24 protein-coding genes are annotated in these 22,505 nt (G+C 70.8%); 10 read left to right on the forward strand and 14 right to left on the reverse strand.

Going from position 1 to position 22,505, the window contains the following annotated elements; translation table 11 throughout:
* Positions 1 to 354: 354 nt before the first annotated feature.
* Genes FHY05_RS07105 through FHY05_RS07125 form a run of 5 tightly spaced genes read right to left on the reverse strand, consistent with a single transcriptional unit; the run spans position 355 to position 4,034 of the window.
* Positions 355 to 1,044: a glutathione S-transferase family protein gene (locus FHY05_RS07105; RefSeq protein ID WP_183943697.1), complete on the reverse strand. Its 690-nt coding sequence runs from the start codon at positions 1,042 to 1,044 to the stop codon at positions 355 to 357.
* Positions 1,045 to 1,048: 4 nt separating this feature from the next.
* A complete protein-coding gene (locus FHY05_RS07110; RefSeq protein ID WP_183943698.1) occupies positions 1,049 to 1,699 on the reverse strand; it encodes a 3-oxoacid CoA-transferase subunit B in 651 nt (216 codons plus the stop codon).
* Entirely contained in the window at positions 1,699 to 2,664 is a 966-nt protein-coding gene (locus FHY05_RS07115) for an HAD family acid phosphatase (RefSeq protein WP_311732393.1), read from the reverse strand. The genes FHY05_RS07110 and FHY05_RS07115 overlap by 1 nt, the downstream gene beginning before the upstream one ends.
* Positions 2,661 to 3,377: a CoA transferase subunit A gene (locus tag FHY05_RS07120; protein WP_183944014.1), complete on the reverse strand. Its 717-nt coding sequence runs from the start codon at positions 3,375 to 3,377 to the stop codon at positions 2,661 to 2,663. Before FHY05_RS07120 ends, FHY05_RS07115 begins: the two co-directional genes overlap by 4 nt.
* Before the next feature lie 15 nt (positions 3,378 to 3,392).
* A complete protein-coding gene (locus tag FHY05_RS07125; protein ID WP_183943699.1) occupies positions 3,393 to 4,034 on the reverse strand; it encodes an HAD-IA family hydrolase in 642 nt (213 codons plus the stop codon).
* A gap of 339 nt (positions 4,035 to 4,373) precedes the next feature.
* On the opposite strand from FHY05_RS07125, the gene FHY05_RS07130 reads away from it, so the two are divergent.
* Positions 4,374 to 6,020: a thiamine pyrophosphate-binding protein gene (locus tag FHY05_RS07130; RefSeq protein ID WP_183943700.1), complete on the forward strand. Its 1,647-nt coding sequence runs from the start codon at positions 4,374 to 4,376 to the stop codon at positions 6,018 to 6,020.
* 236 nt (positions 6,021 to 6,256) lie between these two features.
* Here FHY05_RS07130 and FHY05_RS07135 read toward each other — a convergent pair whose 3' ends face one another.
* Together FHY05_RS07135 and thiS are read right to left on the reverse strand one after the other, a co-directional pair.
* The gene (locus FHY05_RS07135; protein WP_183920577.1) at positions 6,257 to 6,457 is read right to left on the reverse strand and encodes a CsbD family protein; all 201 of its coding nucleotides are present in this window, start codon (positions 6,455 to 6,457) and stop codon (positions 6,257 to 6,259) included.
* Between the two features lie 95 nt (positions 6,458 to 6,552).
* Positions 6,553 to 7,560, reverse strand: a complete 1,008-nt coding sequence (thiS, locus tag FHY05_RS07140; RefSeq protein ID WP_183943701.1) for a sulfur carrier protein ThiS — start codon at positions 7,558 to 7,560, stop codon at positions 6,553 to 6,555.
* Positions 7,561 to 7,660: 100 nt separating this feature from the next.
* Here thiS and aroQ point away from each other — a divergent pair, with 100 nt between their 5' ends.
* From aroQ to bfr, 9 genes are all read left to right on the forward strand, one after another.
* A complete protein-coding gene (gene aroQ / locus FHY05_RS07145) occupies positions 7,661 to 8,095 on the forward strand; it encodes a type II 3-dehydroquinate dehydratase (RefSeq protein WP_183943702.1) in 435 nt (144 codons plus the stop codon).
* A 36-nt stretch (positions 8,096 to 8,131) separates the two neighbouring features.
* Positions 8,132 to 8,617: an acetyl-CoA carboxylase biotin carboxyl carrier protein gene (gene accB / locus FHY05_RS07150; protein ID WP_183943703.1), complete on the forward strand. Its 486-nt coding sequence runs from the start codon at positions 8,132 to 8,134 to the stop codon at positions 8,615 to 8,617.
* A 5-nt stretch (positions 8,618 to 8,622) separates the two neighbouring features.
* Entirely contained in the window at positions 8,623 to 9,975 is a 1,353-nt protein-coding gene (gene accC / locus FHY05_RS07155) for an acetyl-CoA carboxylase biotin carboxylase subunit (RefSeq protein ID WP_183943704.1), read from the forward strand.
* A gap of 2 nt (positions 9,976 to 9,977) precedes the next feature.
* Complete coding sequence (locus FHY05_RS07160; RefSeq protein ID WP_311732394.1) at positions 9,978 to 10,310, forward strand: ArsC/Spx/MgsR family protein; 333 nt, start codon at positions 9,978 to 9,980, stop codon at positions 10,308 to 10,310.
* The gene (locus FHY05_RS07165) at positions 10,307 to 11,731 is read left to right on the forward strand and encodes a phospholipase D-like domain-containing protein (RefSeq protein WP_183943706.1); all 1,425 of its coding nucleotides are present in this window, start codon (positions 10,307 to 10,309) and stop codon (positions 11,729 to 11,731) included. The genes FHY05_RS07160 and FHY05_RS07165 overlap by 4 nt, the downstream gene beginning before the upstream one ends.
* Positions 11,732 to 12,011: 280 nt before the next feature.
* Positions 12,012 to 14,228 (forward strand): phosphoribosylformylglycinamidine synthase subunit PurL, encoded by a 2,217-nt coding sequence (purL, locus tag FHY05_RS07170; RefSeq protein ID WP_183943707.1) that lies wholly within the window; start codon positions 12,012 to 12,014, stop codon positions 14,226 to 14,228.
* A 102-nt stretch (positions 14,229 to 14,330) separates the two neighbouring features.
* Complete coding sequence (locus tag FHY05_RS07175) at positions 14,331 to 15,521, forward strand: DUF418 domain-containing protein (RefSeq protein WP_183943708.1); 1,191 nt, start codon at positions 14,331 to 14,333, stop codon at positions 15,519 to 15,521.
* Between the two features lie 76 nt (positions 15,522 to 15,597).
* Positions 15,598 to 15,768, forward strand: coding sequence for a bacterioferritin-associated ferredoxin (locus FHY05_RS22430; protein ID WP_260181372.1), 171 nt, complete (start codon positions 15,598 to 15,600; stop codon positions 15,766 to 15,768).
* Between the two features lie 100 nt (positions 15,769 to 15,868).
* The gene (gene bfr, locus FHY05_RS07180; protein ID WP_183943709.1) at positions 15,869 to 16,384 is read left to right on the forward strand and encodes a bacterioferritin; all 516 of its coding nucleotides are present in this window, start codon (positions 15,869 to 15,871) and stop codon (positions 16,382 to 16,384) included.
* Between the two features lie 179 nt (positions 16,385 to 16,563).
* Here the strand turns inward: bfr and FHY05_RS07185 are convergent, their stop codons facing one another.
* From FHY05_RS07185 to FHY05_RS07215, 7 genes are all read right to left on the reverse strand, one after another.
* Positions 16,564 to 16,974 carry an Hpt domain-containing protein gene (locus FHY05_RS07185; RefSeq protein ID WP_311732395.1) on the reverse strand — a complete coding sequence of 137 codons (411 nt, stop codon included), beginning with the start codon at positions 16,972 to 16,974 and terminating at the stop codon, positions 16,564 to 16,566.
* A 68-nt stretch (positions 16,975 to 17,042) separates the two neighbouring features.
* Positions 17,043 to 18,404: a ribosome biogenesis GTPase Der gene (gene der / locus FHY05_RS07190; RefSeq protein WP_183943710.1), complete on the reverse strand. Its 1,362-nt coding sequence runs from the start codon at positions 18,402 to 18,404 to the stop codon at positions 17,043 to 17,045.
* A 263-nt stretch (positions 18,405 to 18,667) separates the two neighbouring features.
* Positions 18,668 to 19,990, reverse strand: a complete 1,323-nt coding sequence (locus FHY05_RS07195) for a PQQ-like beta-propeller repeat protein (protein WP_183943711.1) — start codon at positions 19,988 to 19,990, stop codon at positions 18,668 to 18,670.
* Positions 19,987 to 20,727: a tetratricopeptide repeat protein gene (locus FHY05_RS07200; RefSeq protein WP_183943712.1), complete on the reverse strand. Its 741-nt coding sequence runs from the start codon at positions 20,725 to 20,727 to the stop codon at positions 19,987 to 19,989. The genes FHY05_RS07195 and FHY05_RS07200 overlap by 4 nt, the downstream gene beginning before the upstream one ends.
* 112 nt (positions 20,728 to 20,839) lie before the next feature.
* The gene (panB, locus tag FHY05_RS07205; protein WP_183943713.1) at positions 20,840 to 21,718 is read right to left on the reverse strand and encodes a 3-methyl-2-oxobutanoate hydroxymethyltransferase; all 879 of its coding nucleotides are present in this window, start codon (positions 21,716 to 21,718) and stop codon (positions 20,840 to 20,842) included.
* A 22-nt stretch (positions 21,719 to 21,740) separates the two neighbouring features.
* Complete coding sequence (locus tag FHY05_RS07210) at positions 21,741 to 22,154, reverse strand: hypothetical protein (protein ID WP_183943714.1); 414 nt, start codon at positions 22,152 to 22,154, stop codon at positions 21,741 to 21,743.
* 5 nt (positions 22,155 to 22,159) lie between these two features.
* Positions 22,160 to 22,504, reverse strand: coding sequence for an ArsC family reductase (locus FHY05_RS07215; protein WP_183943715.1), 345 nt, complete (start codon positions 22,502 to 22,504; stop codon positions 22,160 to 22,162).
* Position 22,505: the final 1 nt, after the last annotated feature.

Genomic DNA, 22,505 nt, shown 5'->3' on the forward strand with positions numbered 1-22,505 from the left:
TCTGTGGCTCCAAGGTGGAGTGACAGGAAATGTCGTGGGTCGCGGCTGATGATCGGCGATATGGGTAGGGCCAGGCACGACTCTCACGCGAGTGGCGAACGAGGTCACCCCATTTACCGGCGTCATCCTGAGCTCGTCTCCGGATGCACGGTGCCTTGTACTCGGCGGCCGCGGCGCCCGCGGGACCGTGCATCCTGAAACGAGTTCAGGATGACGCCGCATGGACGAAGTGTCGCTTGCCTCTTGAACGCCTCGTGTTCCTGCGCTCGCAGGAACCCAGCCCCGCGAGCGGCCCCGCTCTGTCAACCTGGGCTCCTGCGGGCGCAGGAGCACCACGCCCCGCGACGCGCAGCCTCACACCGCGGCGCGAAGGTCCTCGGTCACCTCGCCGTACGCCGCCACCTCGGCCTCGTGCCCGTCCTCGCGGAACGTCTCGGCCAGCGCCGCGGCCTCCCACTCAAGCGTCGCCGGGTGCGCCAGCAGCGTCTCGACCCAGCGCTTACCCGCGGCACCGACGTCGATCCCCCATGTGCGAACGCGGAACGCCACCGGCGCGTAGAAAGCGTCGACCGCGGTGAAATGCTCGCCCGCCAGCCACGGGCCGCCGAAGCGCGACAGTCCCTCGTCCCACAGCTCGGCGATCCGCGCGACGTCGCGCGCGAGCGAGTCCGAGCCGCGCGTCGGCGTGATCCGCTGCCCCACCGTCATCGTCCGCTCGCGCCGCAGCGCGCCGAAGCCGCCGTGCATCTCCGCCACCGCGCAGACCGCCCAGGCGCGCGCCGCCTCGTCCGCCGGCCACACGCCAGGCTGGCGCTCGGCGAGGTACAAGGCGATGCCGAGCGAGTCCCACACCGTCCGCTCGCCGTCGATCAGCACCGGCACCTGCCCGGTCGGCGAGAAGGCGCGGAACGCCTGGTGATTGTCCAGCGAGACGAACGGCTCGACGCGGTCCTCGAAGGCGATGCCGAGCGCGCGCATCAGCAGCCACGGCCGCAGCGACCAGCTCGAGTAGTTCCGGTTGGCGGTGATCAGCGTGTACGCCATCGCGTCAGACCTCGTAGTGCGCGCTCGTCTTGGCGGCGACCTCGTCCAGCGTCACCCCCGGCGCCAACTCGATCAGGCGGAAGGCGCTGTGATGGTTGGCGCGCTGGAACACCGCCAGGTCGGTGACGATCATGTCGACGACGTCGCGCCCGGTCAGCGGCAGCGTGCACGCCGGGATGAACTTGGGCGCGCCGTCCTTGGCGACATGCTCCATCACGACGATGATCTTCTTGACCCCCGCGACCAAGTCCATCGCGCCGCCCATGCCCTTGATCATCTTGCCCGGGATCATCCAGTTGGCGATGTCGCCGCGCTCGGACACCTCCATCGCGCCGAGCACGGTGAGGTCGATATGCCCGCCGCGGATCATCGCGAAGCTCTGCTCGCTGCCGAAATAGGCCGATTGCGGCAGCTCGCTGATCGTCTGCTTGCCCGCGTTGATCAGGTCGGGGTCGACCTCGTCGTCGTAGGGGAACGGACCGATGCCGAGCATGCCGTTCTCGCTCTGCAGCGTCACGGTGATGCCGTCCGGGATGTTGTTCGCCACCAACGTCGGGATGCCGATGCCGAGGTTGACGTAATAGCCGTCGCGCAGCTCGCGCGCGGCACGCGCGGCCATGCCGTCGCGGTCCCATCCCTTGGCGTCCACGGCCATCACTTCGCTCCTTCGCCCGGGGTGTCGCCCCAGCGCTTGTCCTGCGGGAAGGTCTCGTCCCAGCCGGTGCCGAGCCCGGTACCGTAGACGGGGTTGGGCAGCACGAACCAGCCCTGCCCCCAGCGCGCCTGGATCGGCGCCACGCCGGGGAGGGCGCGGCGGCCGAGCGCGGGCGCGGGGCCGGGCGGGTTGAAGAGGTCGGCGAAATCGCCGAGCTGGTCGCCGACGAGCGCGAGGACGCAATAATGTTTGGCGATCTCGAGCCGGCGACCGTCCTTGCCCGACCGCCCGTCGACGTCGCCCTTGAGGTAGAGCGTGTCGCCGTGGCGGAACTCGCCCAACCCCGCCGCGCGCAGCGCCGACGCCGTGGCGGCGGCGTTGTCGGCGGAGCGGTTGCTGTTGATCACCATCGTCACGCCGAGCGCGCGCAGCTGGCGGAACGCCGCCACCGCACCGGGCACCGCGACGACCTTGTCCGCGCCGGTCCGCTCCCAGCGATCCCAGCGTCTGGCATCATAGGGCGCGCCGGTGCGCGCGTCGTTATACTCGTAGCCGAGATTGAGCACCGCGGTCTCGTCCATGTCGAGCACCACCGCGGGCGGCAGCGCGCTGCACGGGATCGTCTCCGCGCTCGCCGCGGTCGCCCCCGGCACCAGCACCGCCGAGTTGGGCCAGCGCGGCAGCGTGCCGGCGCGTCGCTGCGTCGGCAACCGCCCGTGGCGGTCGCGCGCGCGTTCGATCACGGCGCGCACATAAGCGGTGAGCGCGTTATAGGTCTGCTCGCTCGACGCCGCCGCCTCGGCCGAACCGTAGAGCCAGGCCATCGCACCCGGCGGCAGTGCGGCGGGCGCCGGCGCCGCGGCCGTGACGCTCACCGCGCGCGGCGGCGGACGCTCGGGGCGCGCGGTCGCGCAGCCGGCGAGCAGCGCCGCGCCAGCGGCCGAGAGCAGCAACCGCGACGTCACGCCGCGCCGGCCTCCGCGCGCGCGCGCGTCGTGCGGAACTCGATCTTCTTGTCGTAGGGCGCGCCGACGATCATCCGCTTCACGTAGATGCCGGGCAGATGGACGTGATCGGGGTCGAGCGCGCCGACCGGCACGACCTCCTCCACCTCGGCGACGCAGATCTTGCCCGCGGTCGCCATCGGCTGGTTGAAGTTGCGCGCGGTCTTGCGGAAGACGAGGTTCCCGCTCGTGTCCGCCTTCCAGCCTTTGATGATCGACAGGTCGGCGCGGATGCCGCGCTCGAGGATATAGTCCTCGCCGTCGAACACCTTCACTTCCTTGCCCTCGGCCACGAGCGTGCCGACGCCGGTCCTGGTGTAGAAGCCGGGGATCCCCGCGCCGCCGGCGCGGCAGCGCTCCGCCAGCGTGCCCTGCGGGCAGAACTCCACCTCCAGCTCGCCGCTGAGATACTGGCGCTCGAACTCCTTGTTCTCGCCGACATAGCTCGAGATCATCTTGGCGATCTGACGCGTCCGCAGCAGCTTGCCGAGCCCCTCGCCGTCGATCCCGGCGTTGTTGCTGGCGACCGTCAGCCCGGTCACGCCCGCGGCCTGGATCGCGTCGATCAGTCGCTCGGGGATGCCGCACAGCCCGAAGCCGCCCGCGCAGATCGTCATGCCGTCGAACAGCAGCCCGTCGAGCGCCGCCGCGGCGCTGTCGTAGAGCTTGTCCACCACCCGCAGTCTCCCTCAGAAATGGCCCGGCGCGACGCCGAGCGCGGCGCACAGATCGTCGAGCGCCTGACCCTCGCCGGTCACCTTGATCGCCGCCATGCCGAGCTGGGCGGCGGCCTTGCAGTTCACCCCGAGATCGTCGAGGTAGACGCACTGGTCGGGGCGCTTGTTGAGTGTCTCGCACATCATCAGGTAGATGCGCGGGTCGGGCTTGCGGATGCCGACCTTGCTGCTCTCCACCACGTGATCGAAGCGCGCGAGCACCGCCGCCACCGCGGCGACCGCCTCCGGGTCGCGCGGCGTGTCGCCGGCGGGGACGTTGTTGGTGATGCAGCCGATGTGGAAACCCTCACGCTTGAGCCAGTCGAGCGCGTGCACCATGCGCGGGCGGACGTCGCCGTACAGCAGCGCGAGCACGTCGCGCCCGCGCAGTTCGTGGCCGAGCGCCCTGGCCTCGGCGGCGAAGGCGCGGTCGAAGGTGGCGGCGTCGATCTCGGCGCGCTCGAAGCGCGCCCAGGCGTTGCTGTCCGGATCGGTGGCGTTGAGGCCGCGGATCAGGTCGACGGGCAGACCGCGCTCGCGCTCCAGTCGGTTGAACGCCGCGAACGGCGACGCAGTGATCACCCCGCCGAAGTCGAAGATCACCGTGTCCCGCATGCGCGTGATCCTTAGCGGTCGGCGCGGCGAAGGCAATCCGGGCGTGCGGTGGATCTGGGACGATGTCGCGCGGGCGGGATGATCGGATCGTCCTTGCCTGCGAGTTCCTGCGACACGCGTCCGGCATACCGGACTTGATCCGGGATCCACCGCGCCGCGCTTTCTGAAGGCGATCCTGCGGCGGAGAAGTGGATCCCGGACCGGGTCCGGGGATGACGGCAGGTGAGGCGCGTTCGGGAACCGCGCAGCGGGATCTCGCGAGCGGAGAAGAGGAAAGCCGCACCGCTTAGGAACGAATAGCCCTATCGCCCGACCCTCGCGGGCGGCTACGCTCGCCGCATGACCGAACCCCGCACCGGTGGACGCCTGCTCGTCGACCAGCTCGTCGCCCAGGGCTGCGACCGTCTCTTCACCGTGCCGGGGGAGAGTTTTCTCGCGGTGCTCGATGCGCTCCACGACACGCCAGCGATCGAGGTGGTGACGTGCCGGCAGGAGGGTGGCGTGACCTTCATGGCCTGCGCCGACGGCGCGCTGACGCACCGCCCCGGCATCGCCTTCGTCACGCGCGGCCCCGGCGCGACCAACGCCGCGATCGGCGTCCACGTCGCGATGCAGGACTCGCAGCCGATGATCCTCTTCATAGGCGACGTCGACCGCTCGACGCGCGACCGCGAGGCGTTTCAGGAGATCGACTTCCAGGCGATGTTCGCACCGATCGCGAAATGGGCGGCGCGGATCGACGACGCCGCGCGCATCCCCGAATATGTCGCGCGCGCCTATGCCACCGCGATCAACGGCCGCCCCGGCCCGGTCGTGCTGGCGCTGCCGGAGGACATGCTGCTCGACACCGTCACCGTGCCCGATCGCGCCCGCGTCGAGCGCGTCGCCCAGGCGGTCGACGAGGACTCGATCGAGCATCTGCGCGACCTGCTCGCCACCGCCGAGAACCCGCTCGCGATCGTCGGCGGCGCCGGCTGGGACGTGGCCGCCGCGGCGGCGATGGCGGACTGGGCGACGCGCACCGGCGTGCCGCTCGCCGCCGCCTTCCGCCGCCAGGACGCGATCGCCAACGACTGCCCGGCCTATGCCGGCAACCTCGGCTACGGCCCCAGTCCCGCGCTGACCGAGCGCGTCCGCGGCGCCGACCTGCTCATCGTCGTGGGCGCGCGGCTCGGCGAGGCGACCACCGACGGCTATCAGCTGATCACGCCCGACCACCCCGGCCAGCGGCTGGTCCACGTCCATCCCGATCCCGAGGAGCTGGGCCGCACCTACGCTACCGACCTGGCGATCTGCGCGGGCATGGCCGAGTTCGCCGAGGCGCTGGTGCCGCTCGACGGCGGCGTCCACCCCCATGCCGCCGAGGCGCGCGCCGCCTATGAGGCGTGGAGCACGCCCCGGCCGCGCGACGGCGTGGCGCTCGATCTCGGCCCCTGCGTCGCGACGATGCGCGAGAAACTGCCGGCGGACACGATCATCTGCAACGGCGCGGGCAATTTCTCCGGCTGGTGGCACCGCTACTGGCGCTACGCCGGCCCCGGGACGCAGCTGGCGCCCACCGCGGGGGCGATGGGCTACGGCGTGCCCGCCGCGGTGGCGGCGTCGCTGCGCCGGCCGGGGCGCAGCGTGATCGCGCTGGCGGGGGACGGCGACTTCCTGATGAACGGCCAGGAACTCGCCACCGCGGTGCAGCACGGCGCCGAGCTGCTCGTCGTCCTCGTCGACAACGGCGCCTACGGGACGATCCGGATGCACCAGGAGCGCGAGTATCCCGGTCGCCCGTCGGCGACGCGGTTGGTCAACCCCGACTTCGCCGCGCTGGCGCGCGCCTATGGCGGCTGGGGCGAGACGGTGGAACGAACCGAGGACTTCGCGCCCGCGCTCGACCGCGCGCTGGCCGAGCGCGGCGTGCGGCTGATCCACTGCCGCACCGACGTCGAGCAGATCACCGCGGGGCTGACGCTGAGCGCGCTGCGGCAGGGCTGAGAAAGCGGGCGCGGAGCCGGCGAACGGATATCAGGTTCACTGGCGTCATCCTGGACTTGTTCCAGGATCCACGGCGCCCGCGGCTTCCGACGCTGCTGAACGCGGCACGGTGGATGCTGAAACGACTTCAGGATGACGCCGTTCGAACGGGAGACGCCCCTTTTCCCCCTCACCCACGAACGAGGAAAGGCCGCCGCGGTCTCCCGCGACGGCCCTTCGCTGTCATGACGCGACGGTCAGATGTCGTCGCCGAGCGCGCCCTTCACCTTGCCGGCGAACTGCTGGCCCTTGCCCTTCGTCTCCTGCGCGGCGCCCTCGGCCGCGAGGCGGTCGTCGGACGCCGTGCGATCCGCCGGATCCTTGTCCGCGATCGCCTGCTTGGCCTTGCCGACCAGCTCGTTGACGTTGCCTTTGATCTTGTCGGTGAGCTCGCCCATCGTCGTTCTCCGTCTAGTGTAACCCGGTGACAGGACAACGGACCCGGTACGACGATGTTCCCGCAAACGATTGACGTACGTCAATTCGACGCGGCTCAGATCAGCCCCGACAACGGGCTCGACGGGTCGGCGTAGCGGCGCTTGCCCATGCGGCCGGCGCGGTAGCTCATCCGCCCCGCCTCCACCGCCGCGCGCATCGCCGCCGCCATCAGGATCGGGTCCTTGGCCTCGGCGATCGCGGTGTTCATCAGCACGCCGTCGCAGCCGAGCTCCATCGCCACCGCGGCGTCGCTCGCCTGTCCGACGCCGGCGTCGACCAGCACCGGCACGCCCGCGCCCTCGACGATCAGCCGGATCGTCACCTGGTTCTGGATGCCCAGCCCCGAGCCGATCGGCGCGCCCAGCGGCATGATCGCGACCGCGCCGGCTTCCTCCAACTGCTTCGCCGCGATCGGATCGTCGGTGCAATAGACCATCGGCTTGAAGCCCTCGCGCACCAGCACCTCGGTCGCCTTCAGCGTCTCGCGCATGTTGGGGTAGAGCGTGCGCGCCTCGCCGAGCACCTCGAGCTTGACGAGATCCCAGCCGCCCGCCTCGCGCGCCAGCCGCAGCGTGCGGATCGCGTCCTCGGCGGTGAAGCAGCCCGCGGTGTTGGGCAGATACGTGACGCGCTTGGGGTCGATGAAGTCGGTCAGCATCGGCGCGCCGGGATCGCTGACGTTGACGCGGCGCACCGCGACCGTGACGATCTCCGCGCCCGACGCCTCCAGCGCGGCGGCGTTCTGCGCGAAGTCCTTGTACTTGCCGGTGCCGACGATCAGCCGCGAGCGGAAGGTGCGCCCCGCGACGGTCCACGTGTCGTCGGTGAGCGGCGTACCATGGTCGCCGCCGCCGACGAAGTGGACGATCTCCAGCTCGTCGCCGTCCTCGACCTGCACCTCGCCCAGCGTCGAGCGCGGCACCACCTCGAGGTTGCGCTCCACCGCGAGCTTCTCGGGCACCAGCCCGAGCGACTCAGCGAGGCCCGCGATCGAGAGCCCGGCGGGGACTCGCTTGTGCTCGCCGTTGAGGGTGATGGTGATGGTGCCGTCGGAATGTGCCATGCGCGCCATCTAGGCCTGCAGACCCGCAGGGGCAACGTTGCGCCGCGTCGCGACGGATGCAATGACACCTGCACGAAGGGCAACGACCACAAGGGAGCGCATGACCGACACCGTCTTCGTCCTCAACGGCCCCAACCTCAACCTGCTCGGCTCGCGCGAGCCGGAGATCTACGGCCACGACACGCTCGACGACATCGCCGGCCGGCTCGAGGACCGCGCGCGCGAGCTCGGGCTGCGCGTCGACCTGCGCCAGTCGAATCACGAGGGGCATCTCGTCGAGTGGCTGCACGAGGCGCAGGCGGTGGACGCGCGCGCGGTGCTGCTCAACGCCGCGGCGTACACGCACACCTCGGTGGCGCTGCACGACGCGATCAAGGGCATCCGGACGCCCGTGATCGAGGTGCATCTCTCCAATCCGCACACGCGCGAGCGCTTCCGCCACGTCTCGCTGGTGGGCAGCGCCGCGAAGGGAACCATCGCCGGCTTCGGCGCGATGTCGTACATGCTCGCGCTTGAAGCCGCGGCCCGCTTCTGACAGGAGGCGCGCCCTATCTAGGGGAAACAGGGTTGCATGGCTGACATCTCTCACAACGGCGGCGCGATGCAGGTCGACGTCGATCTGGTCCGCCAGCTCGCCGAGCTGCTCGACACCACCCAGCTGACCGAGATCGAGGTCGAGGACGGCGAGCGCAAGATCCGCGTCGCGCGCAAGGCCGCCGCGGTCGCCGCGCCGGCGGTGCACTACGCGGCGGCGCCCGCCGCCGCCCCGGCGGCGGGCGTGCCGCCGCAGGTCGACACCGCCGGCCCGTCCGCGCCGTCGCACGCCAACGCGGTGCGCTCGCCGATGGTGGGCACCGCCTATCTCGCCGCCGAGCCGGGCGCCAAGCCGTTCGCCGCGGTGGGCCAGAGCGTCGCCGCGGGCGATACGCTGCTGATCGTCGAGGCGATGAAGGTGATGAACCCGATCACCGCGCCGAGCGCGGGCACGGTCAAGGTGGTGCTGGTCGAGAACGGCCAGCCGGTCGAGTTCGACCAGCCGCTCGTGGTGGTCGAGTAACGCCCTTGCCCCAGATCAAGAAGCTGCTGATCGCCAACCGCGGCGAGATCGCGCTGCGGATCCACCGCGCGTGCCACGAGATGGGCATCAGGACGGTCGCGGTGCACTCCACCGCCGACGCCGACGCGATGCACGTCCGCCTCGCCGACGAGGCGATCTGCATCGGGCCGCCGGCGGCGACCGACAGCTACCTCAACATTCCGAACATCATCTCCGCCGCCGAGATCTCGGGCGCGGACGCGATCCATCCCGGCTACGGCTTCCTCAGCGAGAACGCCAAGTTCGCCGAGATCGTCGAGCTGCATAACCTGATCTTCGTCGGGCCGAAGCCCGAACATATCCGGGTTATGGGCGACAAGGTCGAGGCCAAGCGCACCGCGGGCGCGCTGGGGCTGCCGCTGGTGCCGGGATCGGACGGCGCGATCAGCGACGTCGCCGAGGCCCAGGCGCTCGCCGAGCAGATCGGCTATCCCGTGATCATCAAGGCGGCGAGCGGCGGCGGCGGGCGCGGCATGAAGGTGTGCCAGTCGCCCGACCAGCTCGAGACGCTGATGCAACAGGCCGGGACGGAGGCGAAGGCGGCGTTCGGCGACGCCACCGTCTACATGGAGAAGTATCTCGGCAACCCGCGCCACATCGAGTTCCAGGTGTTCGGCGACGGCAACGGGAACGCGATCCACCTCGGCGAGCGCGACTGCTCGCTCCAGCGCCGCCACCAGAAGGTGCTGGAGGAGGCGCCCTCCCCCGTGATCTCCGACGAGGAGCGCGACCGAATGGGCGGGATCGTCGCCAAGGCGATGGCCGACATGGGCTATCGCGGCGCGGGGACGATCGAGTTCCTGTGGGAGAACGGCGAGTTCTACTTCATCGAGATGAACACCCGCCTGCAGGTGGAGCATCCCGTGACCGAGGCGATCACCGGGCTCGACCTGGTGCGCGAGCAGATCCGCGTCGCCGAGGGCCACCCGCTGACGCTGCGCCAGGAGGACGTGGTGTTCCGCGGCCACGCGATCGAGTGTCGCATCAACGCCGAGGACCCGCGCACCTTCGCGCCCTCGCCGGGCCGGGTCGTCCAGTACCACGCGCCGGGCGGGATGCATGTGCGCGTCGATTCGGGACTGTATGCGGGCTATATGGTGCCGCCCTACTATGACAGCATGATCGCCAAGCTGATCGTCTATGGTACGACCCGGCAGGGTGCGCTGCGTCGTCTCCGCCGCGCGCTGGAGGAGTTCGTGATCGAGGGCATGAAGACCACGATCCCGCTCCACCAGGCGCTGCTCGACGACCCGGAGTTCCAGCAGGGGAGCTACACGATCAAATGGCTGGAGGAGTGGCTGGCGCGCCAGGACGCGTGACGGTGGCGCGCGGCACGGCGGCGACGATCTACCACAACCCGCGCTGCGCCAAGTCGCGCCAGGCGCTCGCGCTCCTTCGGGAAGCGGGCGCCGACGTGACCGTCGTCGAATACCTCCGGACGCCGCCCTCGCGCGACACGCTCGCCGCGCTGCTCGCGCGCGGCGGGATCGCACCGCGTTCCGCGCTCCGGCGCGACGCGCCAGCGGTGGCCGACGACGACGCCGCGCTCGACCTGATGGCGCGCGATCCCGCCACGATCGAACGGCCGCTGGTCGAGACGGCCAAGGGCGTGCGACTGGCACGCCCGCCCGAGCTGGTGCGCGAGCTCCTGTGATCCTCCCCGAGGACACGCGCTGGCGCGTCGAGCGCGCCACCCAGGCGGCCGTGGTGATCGACGCCGACGCCTATTTCCGCGCCGCGCGCCAGGCCATGCTGCGCGCCCAGCACCAGATCCTGCTGGTCGGCTGGGACTTCGACGCGCGTATCAATCTCGCCTACGACGACGACCATCCCGAGGCGCCCACCGACGTCGGCGCCTTCATCACGTGGCTGGTCGACCGTACCCCGGGATTGCAGGTCCACATCCTCCGCTGGGACAAGGGCGCCATCAAGACGCTCGGGCGCGGCAAGACGCTGTGGACGCTGCTCAACTGGCGCTATCGCCAGCCGCGCATCCACCTGCTGCTGGACGGCCACCACCCCGTGGCCGCCTCGCAGCACCAGAAGATCGTCGTCATCGACGACTGTCTCGCCTTCTGCGGCGGGATCGACATGACCGACGAGCGCTGGGACACGCGCGCGCACGTCGACGACGACCCGCGCCGCACGTCGCCGAGCGGGCGCGCGTACAAGCCGTGGCACGACGCCACCACGGCGCTGCAGGGCCCGATCGCGGGGGCGCTGGGGGAACTGTGCCGCACCCGCTGGGCGATCGCGGGCGGTGCCGAGATCGCGCCGCCGCCGCCGCGCGAGGGCAGTTGCTGGCCCGAGTCGCTCACCCCCGTCTTCGCCGACGTCGATGTCGCGGTATCGCGCTCGCAGCCCGACTATGACGGACAGGACGAGGTGCTCGAGATCGAGCGGCTCTACCTGGCGCTGATCGCCTCGGCCAAGCGCCGCATCTACGCCGAGAGCCAGTATTTCGCCTCGCGTCGCATCGCCGAGGCCATCGCCGCGCGGCTGGTGGAGGACGATCCGCCCGAGATCGTCGTGATCAACCCGGTGACGGCGCAGGGCTGGCTCGAGCCGATCGCGATGGACACCGCGCGCGCGCGGCTCGTCACCGAGCTGCGCCGGCGCGACCATCGCGGCCGCTTCCGGATGTACCACCCGGTCAACGAGGGGGGCACGCCGATCTACTGCCACGCCAAGGTGACGGTGATCGACGACCAGGCGATCCGGATCGGGTCGTCCAACTTCAACAACCGCTCGCTGCGGCTCGACACCGAGTGCGATGTCACGATCACCGACGGCGCGGCGACCATCGCGGCGATCCGCGACGACCTGATCGCCGAGCATCTCGGCGTCGACGCGGCGGTGGTGAGCGCGCGGGTCGCGCGCGACGGGCTGATCGCCACGATCGAGGCGTTGCGCGGCAGCGGGCGGACGCTGGTGCCCTATGAGGTGGACGATCTCAGCGCCGTGGAGAAGTGGCTCGCGGACAACGAGGTGCTCGATCCGGAAGGGCCGGGCGAGATGTTCGAGGCGTTCGAGAAGCGCGGGCTGCTCCGGCGGCTGAGAAGGAAGCGGCGCTAGGCCCACCGCCCGTCGTCATGCCGCGCTCGACCCCGCATCCATGGTCCCGTGAGCGCCACCCATGTCAGGTGCGCGGCACCATGGACCCCGGATCAAGTCCGGGATGACGAAATGCTTCAACGCTACCGGCATGTTCCTGCGCACGCAGGAACCCAGAGCCGTGAGCGCACTGATCGGTGACCCTGGGCTCCTGCTTCCGCAGGAGCACGGCGGCGCTACTGACCCCGGCTCGCCCACACCGTCTGGCCACCGCGGCGCACAGCCGCTATGCGCCGCGGCCATGACCGCCATCACGCCCGAGATCGTCGCCGAGCACGGCCTGTCCCCCGATGAATATGAGCGCGTGCTCAAGGCGCTGGGCCGCGAACCCAACCTCGTCGAGCTCGGCATCTTCTCGGTGATGTGGTCGGAGCATTGCAGCTACAAGTCGAGCCGCATCCATCTCAAGAAGCTGCCCACCGAGGGACCGCAGGTGATCTGTGGCCCGGGTGAGAACGCCGGCGTGGTCGACATCGGCGACGGCCAGGCCGTCATCTTCAAGATGGAGAGCCACAACCATCCCTCGTACATCGAGCCCTATCAGGGCGCGGCGACCGGCGTGGGCGGCATCCTGCGCGACGTCTTCACCATGGGCGCACGCCCGGTGGCCAACCTCAACGCGCTGCGCTTCGGGCGGCCCGATCATCCCAAGATGCGCCATCTGATCTCGGGCGTGGTCCACGGCATCGGCGGCTACGGCAATTGCGTCGGCGTGCCGACGGTGGGCGGCGAGGTAAACTTCCATCCCGCTTACGACGGCAACATCCTCGTCAACGCGATGACGGTGGGCGTCGCCGACACCGACAAGATCTTCTACTCGGCCGCCTCGGGCGTGGGCAATCCGATCGTCTACGTCGGCAGCAAGACCGGGCGCGACGGCATCCACGGCGCGACCATGGCCTCGGCCGACTTCGGCGCGGACTCGGACGAGAAGCGCCCGACCGTGCAGGTCGGCGACCCGTTCACCGAGAAGCTGCTGATCGAGGCGTGCCTCGAGCTGATGGCCTCGGACGCGATCGTCGCTATCCAGGACATGGGCGCGGCGGGGCTCACCTCCTCCTCGGTCGAGATGGCGAGCAAGGGCGGCGTCGGGATCGAGCTGGTGATGGACGACGTGCCCCAGCGCGAGACCGGCATGACGCCGTACGAGATGATGCTCTCCGAATCGCAGGAGCGCATGCTGATGGTGCTGAAGCCCGGTCGCGAGGAGTTCGCGCGCGCGATCTTCGAGAAATGGGAGCTCGACTTCGCGGTGATCGGCCACGTCACCGACACCGGGCGGATGGTGCTCAAATGGCAGGGCGAGACGGTGTGCGACATCCCGCTCGCGCCGCTCGCCGACGACGCCCCGCTGTACGATCGCCCGCACGTCCCCACCCCGCCCGCCAGGGCGCTGGTCAACATCCCCGATTGCAAGGACCCGGCGGCCGACCTGCTCGCGCTGATGGGCTCGCCCGACATCGCCAGCCGGCGCTGGATCTGGGAGCAGTACGATCACATGGTCGGCGCCGACACGGTGCAGCGCCCCGGCGGCGATGCCGCGGTGGTCCGCGTACACGGCACCGACAAGGCGCTGGCGATGACGACCGACTGCACCCCGCGCTATTGTTTCGCCGACCCGGTCGAGGGCGGCAAGCAGGCGGTGGCCGAGGCGTGGCGCAATCTCACCGCGGTGGGCGCGACCCCGCTCGCGATCACCAACTGCCTCAACTTCGCCAACCCGCAGCGCCCCGAGATCATGGGGCAGATCACCGGCTGCCTCGACGGCATGGCGCAGGCGTGCCGCGCGCTCGACTTCCCGATCGTGAGCGGCAACGTCAGCCTCTACAACGAGAGCAAGGCGACCGGCGGCGGCTCGGCGATCCTGCCGACCCCCGCGATCGGCGGCGTCGGGCTGCTCAAGGACTGGCAGAAGAACGCGACGATCGCGTTCAAGCAGACCGGCGACGTCATCGTCGTGGTCGGCACGCGCCGCGGCGATCTCGGCCAGTCGCTGTGGTTGCGCGAGCTGCACGGGCGCGAGGAAGGCCCCCCGCCGCGCGTCGACCTGGAGGCGGAGCGCCGCACCGGCGACTTCATCCGCGCGCAGATCGACGCGGAGCGTCTCGGCGCGGTCCACGACGTCGCCGACGGCGGCATCGCGGTCGCGATCGCGGAGATGGCGCTCGCGGGCAACATCGGCGCGATGATCGACCGCGCGCTGCCGTTCGAGACCGCCGCCGCGCTCTTCGCCGAGGAGCAGGGCGTGTATATCGTGACCGTCCACGACCATGCCCTGCTCGACTTCCTCCAGGCAGCGCTCGACGCTGGGGTCGACGCCGACCCGCTCGGGCGCACGATCGGCACACGCATGATCTTCGAGCTGCGCGACGGCGATTATTGCGTGTCGCTCGATCAGCTGCGCGCGGCCCACGAGGGCTTCTTCCCCAAGCTGATGGCCGGCGAGCCGGCGATCTGAGGCGAAGCACGTAGACACGGAAGCGAAGAGGACGGCGACGCGGCTGCCGCGGACGCCCGCCCCGTTGCCAGTGCCACGCGCTGCGCCTAGCACGCCGTCGCCATGACCGCCGCCAACCGCCTCGTCGCGCTCGATATCCTGCGCGGCGTCGCGGTGCTCGGCATCACCGTCGCCAACCTGCCCGGCTTCGCGCTGCCGCAGGCCGCATATTTCTCCCCGCTCGCCGCGGGCGGCACGACACCCGCGGACCTCACCGCCTGGGCGCTGACCTTCGTGCTCATCGAGGGCAAGATGCGCGGGCTGTTCGCCGCGCTGTTCGGCGCCTCGCTGCTGCTGGTGGTGGAGCGCGCCGACGCCGCCGGGCAGAACGGCGCCGCGGTGCACCTCCGCCGCATGGGCGTGCTGTACCTGATCGGTGCCGCGCACCTTTACCTTCTGTGGTACGGCGACATCCTCCATCATTACGCGCTGGTCGGCGTCGCGGCGCTGTTGTTCGTCCACGCGCCAACTCGCCTGCTGCTGCTCGCCGCGGCCGCCGCGCTGCTGGTGGCGACGATCGGCGGAGTCGGGCTGGTCGGCGCGGCGGTGGCGCCGGCGACCCGTGCCGCGCTCGAGCAGAGCTTCGGTCGGCCACCGCCCGCCCTGCTGCTGAGCGAGATCGCCGCCCTTCGCGGCTCGCTCGCTGACGGCACCGCGTGGCGCTGGAGGCACGATGCCGGACCGCTCGCGGGACTGTTCGCCAACGGCCCCGAGACGCTCGGCTACATGCTGCTCGGCATGGCCGGCTACCGCACCGGCTTCATCACCGGTGCCTGGCCGCGCCGACGCTATGTGCTGGTCGCCGCGGCGGCACTGCCGCTGGGGATCGCCGTGGAGGCGGCGCTGGCGGCGCGTACCGCGGCGCAGGGTTTCGCGGTACCCGCCGTCGTCAGCGCCTCCTTCGCGCTCGGGCCGTCGGTGCACGCGCCGATGGTGCTTGGCTATGCCGCGCTGCTGCTCGCGACGTTGCCCGGCACGCGCGCGGGCGAGCGGCTCGCCTCTCTCGGTCGAACCGCGCTCAGCAACTATCTGCTGTCCAGCGGGGTGCTTGCCGCCACCTTCTACGGCTGGGGCCTAGGGCAGTTCGCGGCGTGGGATCGCGCCGAGGCCTATCTCGTGCTGCCGGCCTTATGGGCGCTTCTGCTGACGTGGCCGCCCGCCTGGCTGGCGCGCTTCCAATATGGTCCGGCAGAGTGGCTGTGGCGTTCGACTGCGCGAGGGCGCCTGCAGCCGCTGCGCCGGCTGGCGCCGTAAATGCGAACGCGTCTCATTTCGCTTGCGAACGGCTCGCAATACCCGTAGACCGAGTCGCAGCCGGGAGGGAGGCCGCATGGTCGTCTGCGTGTGCAATGCGATTCGAGAGTGCCAGGTGCGCGAGGCGGCGCGATCCGGTGCTGCCACCCCCTGCCAGGCCTATCGCTGCCTTGGGCGATCGCCCAAGTGCGGCCAATGTGTTCAATTCGCACGAGCAATCATCGATGAGGAGCGTGCGGCTGCGTAGCGGTCGCAGCAAGTACTCGCCCTAGCCTCACGGTGTTTCGGCTTTCTTCTCGTCGCGTTCGAGGCTATTCGCCGTGCCATTCCCTATGGTGGAGACTGGCATGAAGGGCGACCCACGCGTCATCGACTTCCTCAACGAGTCGTTGAAGAACGAGCTGACCGCGATCAACCAATATTGGCTGCACTATCGCCTGTTCGATCACTGGGGCGTCTACAAGCTGGCCGCGTTCGAGCGGCACGAGTCGATCGACGAGATGAAGCATGCCGACTGGCTGGCGGAGCGGATCCTCTTCCTCGACGGCCTGCCCAATTTCCAGCTGCTCGGTCGGCTGCGCATCGGCGAGACGGTGGAAGAGGCGCTCAAGGCCGACCTCGCGATGGAGATCGAGGCGGTGGCGCAGCTCAAGGCCGCGATCGCCTATTGCGAGGAGGTAAAGGACTTCGTCAGCCGCGAGCTGTTCGCCAACATCCTCGCCAGCGAGGAGGAGCATGTCGACACGCTGGAGCGTCAGTTCGAGATGATCGAGCGGATGGGCATCCACAATTACATCCAGCTCAACTCGGTGAGCGAGCATGACAAGCCCGAGAGCGGTGCGGCGCCGTATCTGAAGGGGTGAGCCTCAAGCGGCCGTCGCGGTCGGCCAGGGTCTGATACCACGCGCGCCGCGTCTTGCTCCGGCGAACGCCGGAAGACGCGGCTCGGCGGCGGACGCTCGTGACTCCGGGCTCCCGCATCCGCAGGAGCCCGCCGGCGCTGCCAACCAGCGATCGAAACGCTGGTGCGCCCGCGGCCCCGTCACGCCACTCGCCGCCCGAACCCGCCGGGCCGCCGCACCGCGACCGGTGCGCCCTCGCCTTCCAACAGCGCCAGCGTGCGCAGGAACAGCGGTCGCAGCGCCACCACGTCCTCGATGGCGTCCTGCGGAGACTCATGGTGCTCGACGCAGGCGCGCGCGTGATCCTCGATCTTCTCGGCCAACGCCGCGAGCACGATGGCGCCGAACTGGCGCGCTTCGCCCTTGAGCGTGTGCGCCGGGATCACCATCGCGGCGGCATTGCCCTTGCGCATCGCGTCCTCGAGCGCGCTCAGCGACTTGACGCCGTCCTCGCGGAAGTAGCCGAGGATGCGGGCGAAGCCGGTCCCCAGCTCGGCGCGCGCGCGGGCCAGCGCCACCCGGTCCACCAGTGTCACCGCCTCATCCACCACGCGCCGCCTCCTCGTTTGCGCGCAAGCACTTAGCGCCCGAGAGGTAAAGAGGAGGTAAGCGCCTCGGCTCAGCTGCCGCCGTACGGGTTCTTGGGTGCGCGTAGCATCAGCCGCACCGGCACCGCGCCGAAGCCGAGCTCGCGTCGGATGCCGTTGATGAGGTAGCGCTGGTAGCTCATCGGCAGCTCGTCGACGCGCGTGCCGAACAGCACGAAGCCGGGCGGCCGCGTCTTGGCCTGGGTCAGGTAGCGCAGTTTGATGCGCTTGCCGCCTGGGGCGGGCGGCGGGTTGGCCTCGATCGCGCGCTCGAACCAACGGTTGAGCTCGCCGGTACCGACGCGGCGCGACCACGCCTCTCGCGTCGCGAAGGCGGCGCCGATCAGCTGATCGATCCCCTTGCCCGTCGCCGCCGAGACCGCGAGCAGCGGCACGCCGCGGACCTGCGCCAGTCCCTCGTCGAGCGCGGTCCGGACGCCGTTGAACAGTTTGGAGGGGTCCTCGGCGACATCCCACTTGTTGAGCGCGATCACCAGCGCTCGCCCCTCTTCCAGCACGCGGTCGGCGATCCGCAGATCCTGCGACTCCAGTCCCAGCGTCGCGTCGAGCAGCAGCACCACGACCTCGGCGAAGTCGACCGCGTGGAGCGCGTCGGCCACCGACAGCTTCTCCAGCTTGTCCTGGACCTTGGCGCGCTTGCGCATGCCGGCGGTGTCGATCAGGCGGACGTCGCGCGGGCCGTCGGGCCCGTGCCACACCCAGTCGATCGCGATCGAGTCGCGCGTGATTCCCGCCTCGGGACCGGTGATCATCCGGTCCTCGCCGAGGATGCGGTTGACGAGGGTCGACTTGCCCGCGTTGGGGCGGCCGACGATGGCGAGCTTGAGCGGCGCGTCGGGGCTCTCGTCGTCCTCCTCCGCCGGTGCCTCGAGCGCCTCGAGGTGGGGCAGCAGCGCCTCGAACAGGTCGGCCACGCCCTCGCCGTGCTCGGCGGAGAGCTGCACCGGGTCACCGAGGCCGAGCGACAGCGCCTCGATCAGCCCGGCCTCCGCGGCGCGCCCCTCGGCCTTGTTGCCGACGAGCACGATCGGGGTGGAGGCGCCGCGCAGCCAGCGCGCGATCTCCTCGTCCAGCGGCACGATCCCGGCGCGCGCGTCGATCATGAACAGCGCGACGTCGGCGCTGTCGACCGCCGCCTGGGTCTGGCGGCGCATGCGGCCGGGCAACGTGTCGGGATCCTCGTCCTCGTAGCCCGCGGTGTCGATCACGCGGAAGTCGAGCCCGAGCAGGTGCGCGTCGCCCTCGCGGCGGTCGCGCGTCACGCCGGGGCGGTCGTCCACCAGGGCCAGCTTCTTGCCGACGAGACGGTTGAACAGCGTCGACTTGCCGACGTTGGGGCGACCGACGATCGCGACGGTGGGGAGACGGGACATCTGCGTGAGACCTAAGCGCTTCGAGCGAGAGTGCTCCTCCCCTTCCGGGGAGGGGTTGGCGTGGGGCGCTTCCTCGGTCGACGCGCTCGCGGCGACGCCCCACCCCCGACCCCCCTCCTGAACGGGAGGGGAGTTAAGGCCGCTCTAGCCAAAAATTCGGCGCGGCGATAGCGCCGCCACCGTGTTCCCGCGCGGGCGGGAACACGGCGCCATGCGCCCACCCGTTCGTGCCGCGAGCTGCCGCATGAGCGGGAGCGCGAGGATCATCGCCAGGCGGTGATCACGCCCTTCTCGTCCAGCGTGTACAGCGTCTGGTTGGCGACGATCGGCGCGAGCGAGAAGCTGTCGCCGGCGCGGATCGTGGTCTGCACCTTGCCGTCGGCGACCGACAGCGCCACCAGTTCGCCGCGCGAGTTGGTCAGCCACAATCTCTCGCCCGCAAGCACCGGGCCGAACCAATTGTACGGGTCCGAGCGCTTCTCCTCGTTCTTGTAGGCGCGCAGCTGGCTGATCCAGCGGATCTTGCCGTTGGCGCGCGACAGGCACACCAGTCGCGCGTCGTCGGTGACGACGAAGATCCACTCGCCCGCGATCCACGGCGTCGAGATGCCGGCGAGATTCTGCTCCCACAGCCGCTGGCCGGTGGCGAGCTCGAGCGCGATCATGCGACCGCCCTGCCCGATCGAGTAGACGCGGCCGTCCTCGATCACCGGGTCGGCGTCGATGTCGGCTAGGCTCGACACCGAGGTGGTGATCGAGGTGCGCGACAGCGCGTCCTGCCACAAGGAGCGGCCGTTCTCGTAGCGATAGGCGTTGAGCTCGCCGCTGGAGAAGCCCGCCACCACCGTGCCCGAGCTCGCCGCCGGCGCGGCGACGCCGAACACGCCCTGCGTCTCGAGGCTGGCGGTCTGGGTCCACACCACCTTGCCATCGGCCTGGTTGAGCGCGACGATCTGATTGTCCTGGCTCAGCACATAGACCTGGCCGTTGGCGATCGTGGGCGCACCGCGCAGCGGGCCGCCCGGCTTGGCGCGCCACAGCACCGCGCCGTCCGCGGCATTGGCCGCCACCACGTCGCCCAACCCGTCGGTGGCATAGACCTTGGCGTCGTCGTAGCTCACCCCGCCGCCGAAGCGCGCGGCGCGGTTCTCGTCGCCCTCGGTGATCGCGCGAGTCCACAGCTTGGCCCCCGTGTCGGCGGCGAAGGCGTTGATCACGCCGTCCACGTCGACCACGAACAACTTGTTCTCGGCGATCACCGGCATGGCGGCGAGCCGCGCGCGGTTGCTGCCGCCGTTGATCTCGGCGCTCCAGCTCTTCGCCGGCGACGCGGCGAGCAGCAGGTGGCCCATCGACTTGGCCGCGCTGCCGCCCGGCTGGGTCCAGCCGTCGTTGGCGGCCGGCGTCGGCAGCGTGACCTGGACGTCGGCGAGCCCCTTGTCGATCTCGGCCGGGTTCTCCGACACCAGGATCGGCACACGCTGGCCGACCGTGGGCGTCTTCTTGGGCGCGCTCTTGAAGATGCCGCAGCCGCTCAGCCCCACCAGCGCGGCGATCGCCACGCCGGTCGCGAACCTCGTCCTCATCGCTTGCTCACACCTTCATCCTTGGCCGGCGCGGCGGGCGCCTGGGCGTTCTTGGCCGGCGCGGTCGGCGCCTTGGTCTCCAGTACGCCCGCCATCTGAACCGCACGTTGACGCAGCGAGCTGGGCACGCCCGAGTCGGCGGCGATGCGCGCGAAGGTCTGGCCGGCGAGATCGCGCCGCCCCTCGCGCAGATAGGCCGCGGCCATCAGCTCGCCCGCGCTGCCGAGCCACGCCCCGCCCGTCACCGCGAGCGGACGCATCCGCTCGACGATCACCTGCGGCTGGAGCTGGTCGAACTCGGCGCTGGTCTGGCGGATCACCGCCAGGTCGCGGAACGGCTGCGCCAGCGAGGCGTCGGCGGCGATCTTGGCGAAGGCCGCCGCGGCGCCGCGCAGGTCGTCCTTCTGCAGCAGCACGTCGGCCTGGGTGAAGCGCGCGGCGGCGCGATAGCCGTCGCGCGACGAGTCGCTCAGCGCGGCGAGCGGCGCCGCGGCCGCCTTGGTGTCCTGCGCGGCGAGCGAGTCGAACGCCTGCTGCAGCTGCTCGCCCTCGCGCTCCGCCGCGACCGTCTGGCGGTGCTGCCAGAACAGGAAGGCGGCGAGCGCGGCGAGCGCCAGCACCACGGCGGCGATGATCGCCCGACCGTAGCGCTTCCACACGTGGATCGCCTGGTCGCGCCGGAGCTCGTCGTCGACCTCGCGCAGGAACGCTTCATTGTTTTGCGGCGTCAGAGCCACCGATCACTCCGGGCTGAAGGGGAACCGCCGCGCTGTAGCGACTCGGCCGGCGCGAGGAAAGAGCACGCGCGAGCGCTTCGTCCCGCACCGCGCGCCGGGCCCTCCCGCACGCTCACTCCTTCGGCGCGTAGACCTGGTCGGCGCCGGGGAAGACGCGCGCGCGCACCTCGCCGGCGAAAGCGGTGACCCGCTCGGACACATAGCCCGCCATGTCGCCGTAGCGCTTGACGAAACGCGGCGTGCGCTCGAACAGCCCGAGCATGTCCTCGGCGACGAGCACCTGGCCGTCGCACGCGGCCGACGCGCCGATGCCGATCGTCGGCACCGCGACGCTGTTGGTGATCTCGACCGCGATCGGCTCGACCACGCCCTCGATCACCACGGCGAACGCGCCCGCCACCGCGACCGCGCGCGCGTCGCCGACGATCTTGGCGGCCTCGGCGGCGCTGCGCCCGCGCGCGCCGTAGCCGCCGAGCGCGTTGACCGCCTGCGGGGTGAGCCCGACATGCCCCATCACGGGGATGCCGCGCTCGGCGAGGAAGGCGACGGTGGGGGCCATCGCGCTGCCGCCTTCCAGCTTGACCGCCGCCGCGCCGCTCTCCTTGAGCAGCCGCGCCGCGCTCTCGAACGCCTGCTGCGGTGACGCCTCGTAGCTGCCGAACGGCATGTCGACGACGACGAGCGCGTGGTAGCTGCCGCGCACCACCGCGGCCGCGTGCGCGGCCATCATCTCGAGCGTGACGGGGACGGTGGAGGGGAGGCCGTAGATCACCTGCCCGAGGCTGTCGCCGACCAGCAGCATGTCGCACTGCGGATCCATCAGCTGCGCCATGCGCACGGTGTACGCGGTGAGCATCACCAGCGGCTCGCCCGTCCCCGCCGCGATCGCGGCCTTGCGCTGGCGGATCGCGGGGACGGTGAGCCGCTTCATCGGCGCGGCGACGGGCGTGGCGCGGCTGGTGGCGGAGTCGATCGTGAAGGTCGTGGACATGCGCCCTGCTACTCCGGCGCGCTCACCCGATCCAGCCGCGCCGCGCGGCGAGATGCGCGAGCTGGAGCGCGATCGCGCCGACCAGCAGGATCAGCAGCGGGAAGAAGAGCGTCCCCGCCCCGCGCCGCGCGAGCAGATCGCTCATCGCGAACAGCCAGCCGAACTGGATCAGCGCCGCGACCAGCGACACCGTCAGCGCGGGCACCGCGACCCGGCGCCGCAGCAGGAGCGCGAGCGCGCCGACCAGCAGTCCGAGGCTCGCCACCGCATAGTCGAGCCAGTACCAGCCCGGCAGCGCGGCGAGCAGCGCGCGGTCCGCCGGATCGATCGCCGCGCCCGCGCCCGCCATCAGCTGCGTGACGCAGGCGTAGGCCGAGAGCGCCGCCCAGACCAGCAGCACGCCGACGAGCAGCCGATACCAGAGCGGCGCGCGCACGCGGCTCAGCCGAACAGCGCGGCGTAGCGCTCGGGTTTGAAGCCGACCTCCACGCCGCCGTCATGGACCAGCACCGGCCGCCTGATCATCGCGGGCTGCGCCAGCATCAGCGCCGTCGCGCGCGCTCGGTCGAGCTCGACGCGATCTTGCTCCGGCAGCTTGCGGAAGGTGGTGCCGGCGCGGTTGAGTAGCGGCTCCCAGCCGAGCCGGTCGACCCAGGCGTCGAGTAGCGCGAGGTCAAGCCCGTCCTTGCGGAAGTCGTGGAAGCGATGTGCGACGCGATGGTCGGCGAGCCAGGTCCGCGCCTTCCTCACCGTGTCGCAATTCGTAATGCCGTGGAGCGTCGTCATC

This window comes from Sphingomonas sp. BK580 (assembly GCF_014194975.1).
Classification (GTDB): domain Bacteria; phylum Pseudomonadota; class Alphaproteobacteria; order Sphingomonadales; family Sphingomonadaceae; genus Sphingomonas.

Bases quoted from the DNA above. Each gene is read 5' to 3' on its own strand.
- FHY05_RS07105 (WP_183943697.1), bottom strand. From the start codon at position 1,044: ATGGCGTACACGCTGATCACCGCCAACCGGAACTACTCGAGCTGGTCG.
- FHY05_RS07110 (WP_183943698.1), bottom strand. From the start codon at position 1,699: ATGGCCGTGGACGCCAAGGGATGGGACCGCGACGGCATGGCCGCGCGT.
- FHY05_RS07125 (WP_183943699.1), bottom strand. From the start codon at position 4,034: ATGCGGGACACGGTGATCTTCGACTTCGGCGGGGTGATCACTGCGTCG.
- FHY05_RS07130 (WP_183943700.1), top strand. From the start codon at position 4,374: ATGACCGAACCCCGCACCGGTGGACGCCTGCTCGTCGACCAGCTCGTC.
- FHY05_RS07135 (WP_183920577.1), bottom strand. From the start codon at position 6,457: ATGGGCGAGCTCACCGACAAGATCAAAGGCAACGTCAACGAGCTGGTC.
- thiS (WP_183943701.1), bottom strand. From the start codon at position 7,560: ATGGCACATTCCGACGGCACCATCACCATCACCCTCAACGGCGAGCAC.
- aroQ (WP_183943702.1), top strand. From the start codon at position 7,661: ATGACCGACACCGTCTTCGTCCTCAACGGCCCCAACCTCAACCTGCTC.
- accB (WP_183943703.1), top strand. From the start codon at position 8,132: ATGGCTGACATCTCTCACAACGGCGGCGCGATGCAGGTCGACGTCGAT.
- purL (WP_183943707.1), top strand. From the start codon at position 12,012: ATGACCGCCATCACGCCCGAGATCGTCGCCGAGCACGGCCTGTCCCCC.
- FHY05_RS07175 (WP_183943708.1), top strand. From the start codon at position 14,331: ATGACCGCCGCCAACCGCCTCGTCGCGCTCGATATCCTGCGCGGCGTC.
- FHY05_RS22430 (WP_260181372.1), top strand. From the start codon at position 15,598: ATGGTCGTCTGCGTGTGCAATGCGATTCGAGAGTGCCAGGTGCGCGAG.
- bfr (WP_183943709.1), top strand. From the start codon at position 15,869: ATGAAGGGCGACCCACGCGTCATCGACTTCCTCAACGAGTCGTTGAAG.
- der (WP_183943710.1), bottom strand. From the start codon at position 18,404: ATGTCCCGTCTCCCCACCGTCGCGATCGTCGGTCGCCCCAACGTCGGC.
- FHY05_RS07195 (WP_183943711.1), bottom strand. From the start codon at position 19,990: ATGAGGACGAGGTTCGCGACCGGCGTGGCGATCGCCGCGCTGGTGGGG.
- panB (WP_183943713.1), bottom strand. From the start codon at position 21,718: ATGTCCACGACCTTCACGATCGACTCCGCCACCAGCCGCGCCACGCCC.
- FHY05_RS07215 (WP_183943715.1), bottom strand. From the start codon at position 22,504: ATGACGACGCTCCACGGCATTACGAATTGCGACACGGTGAGGAAGGCG.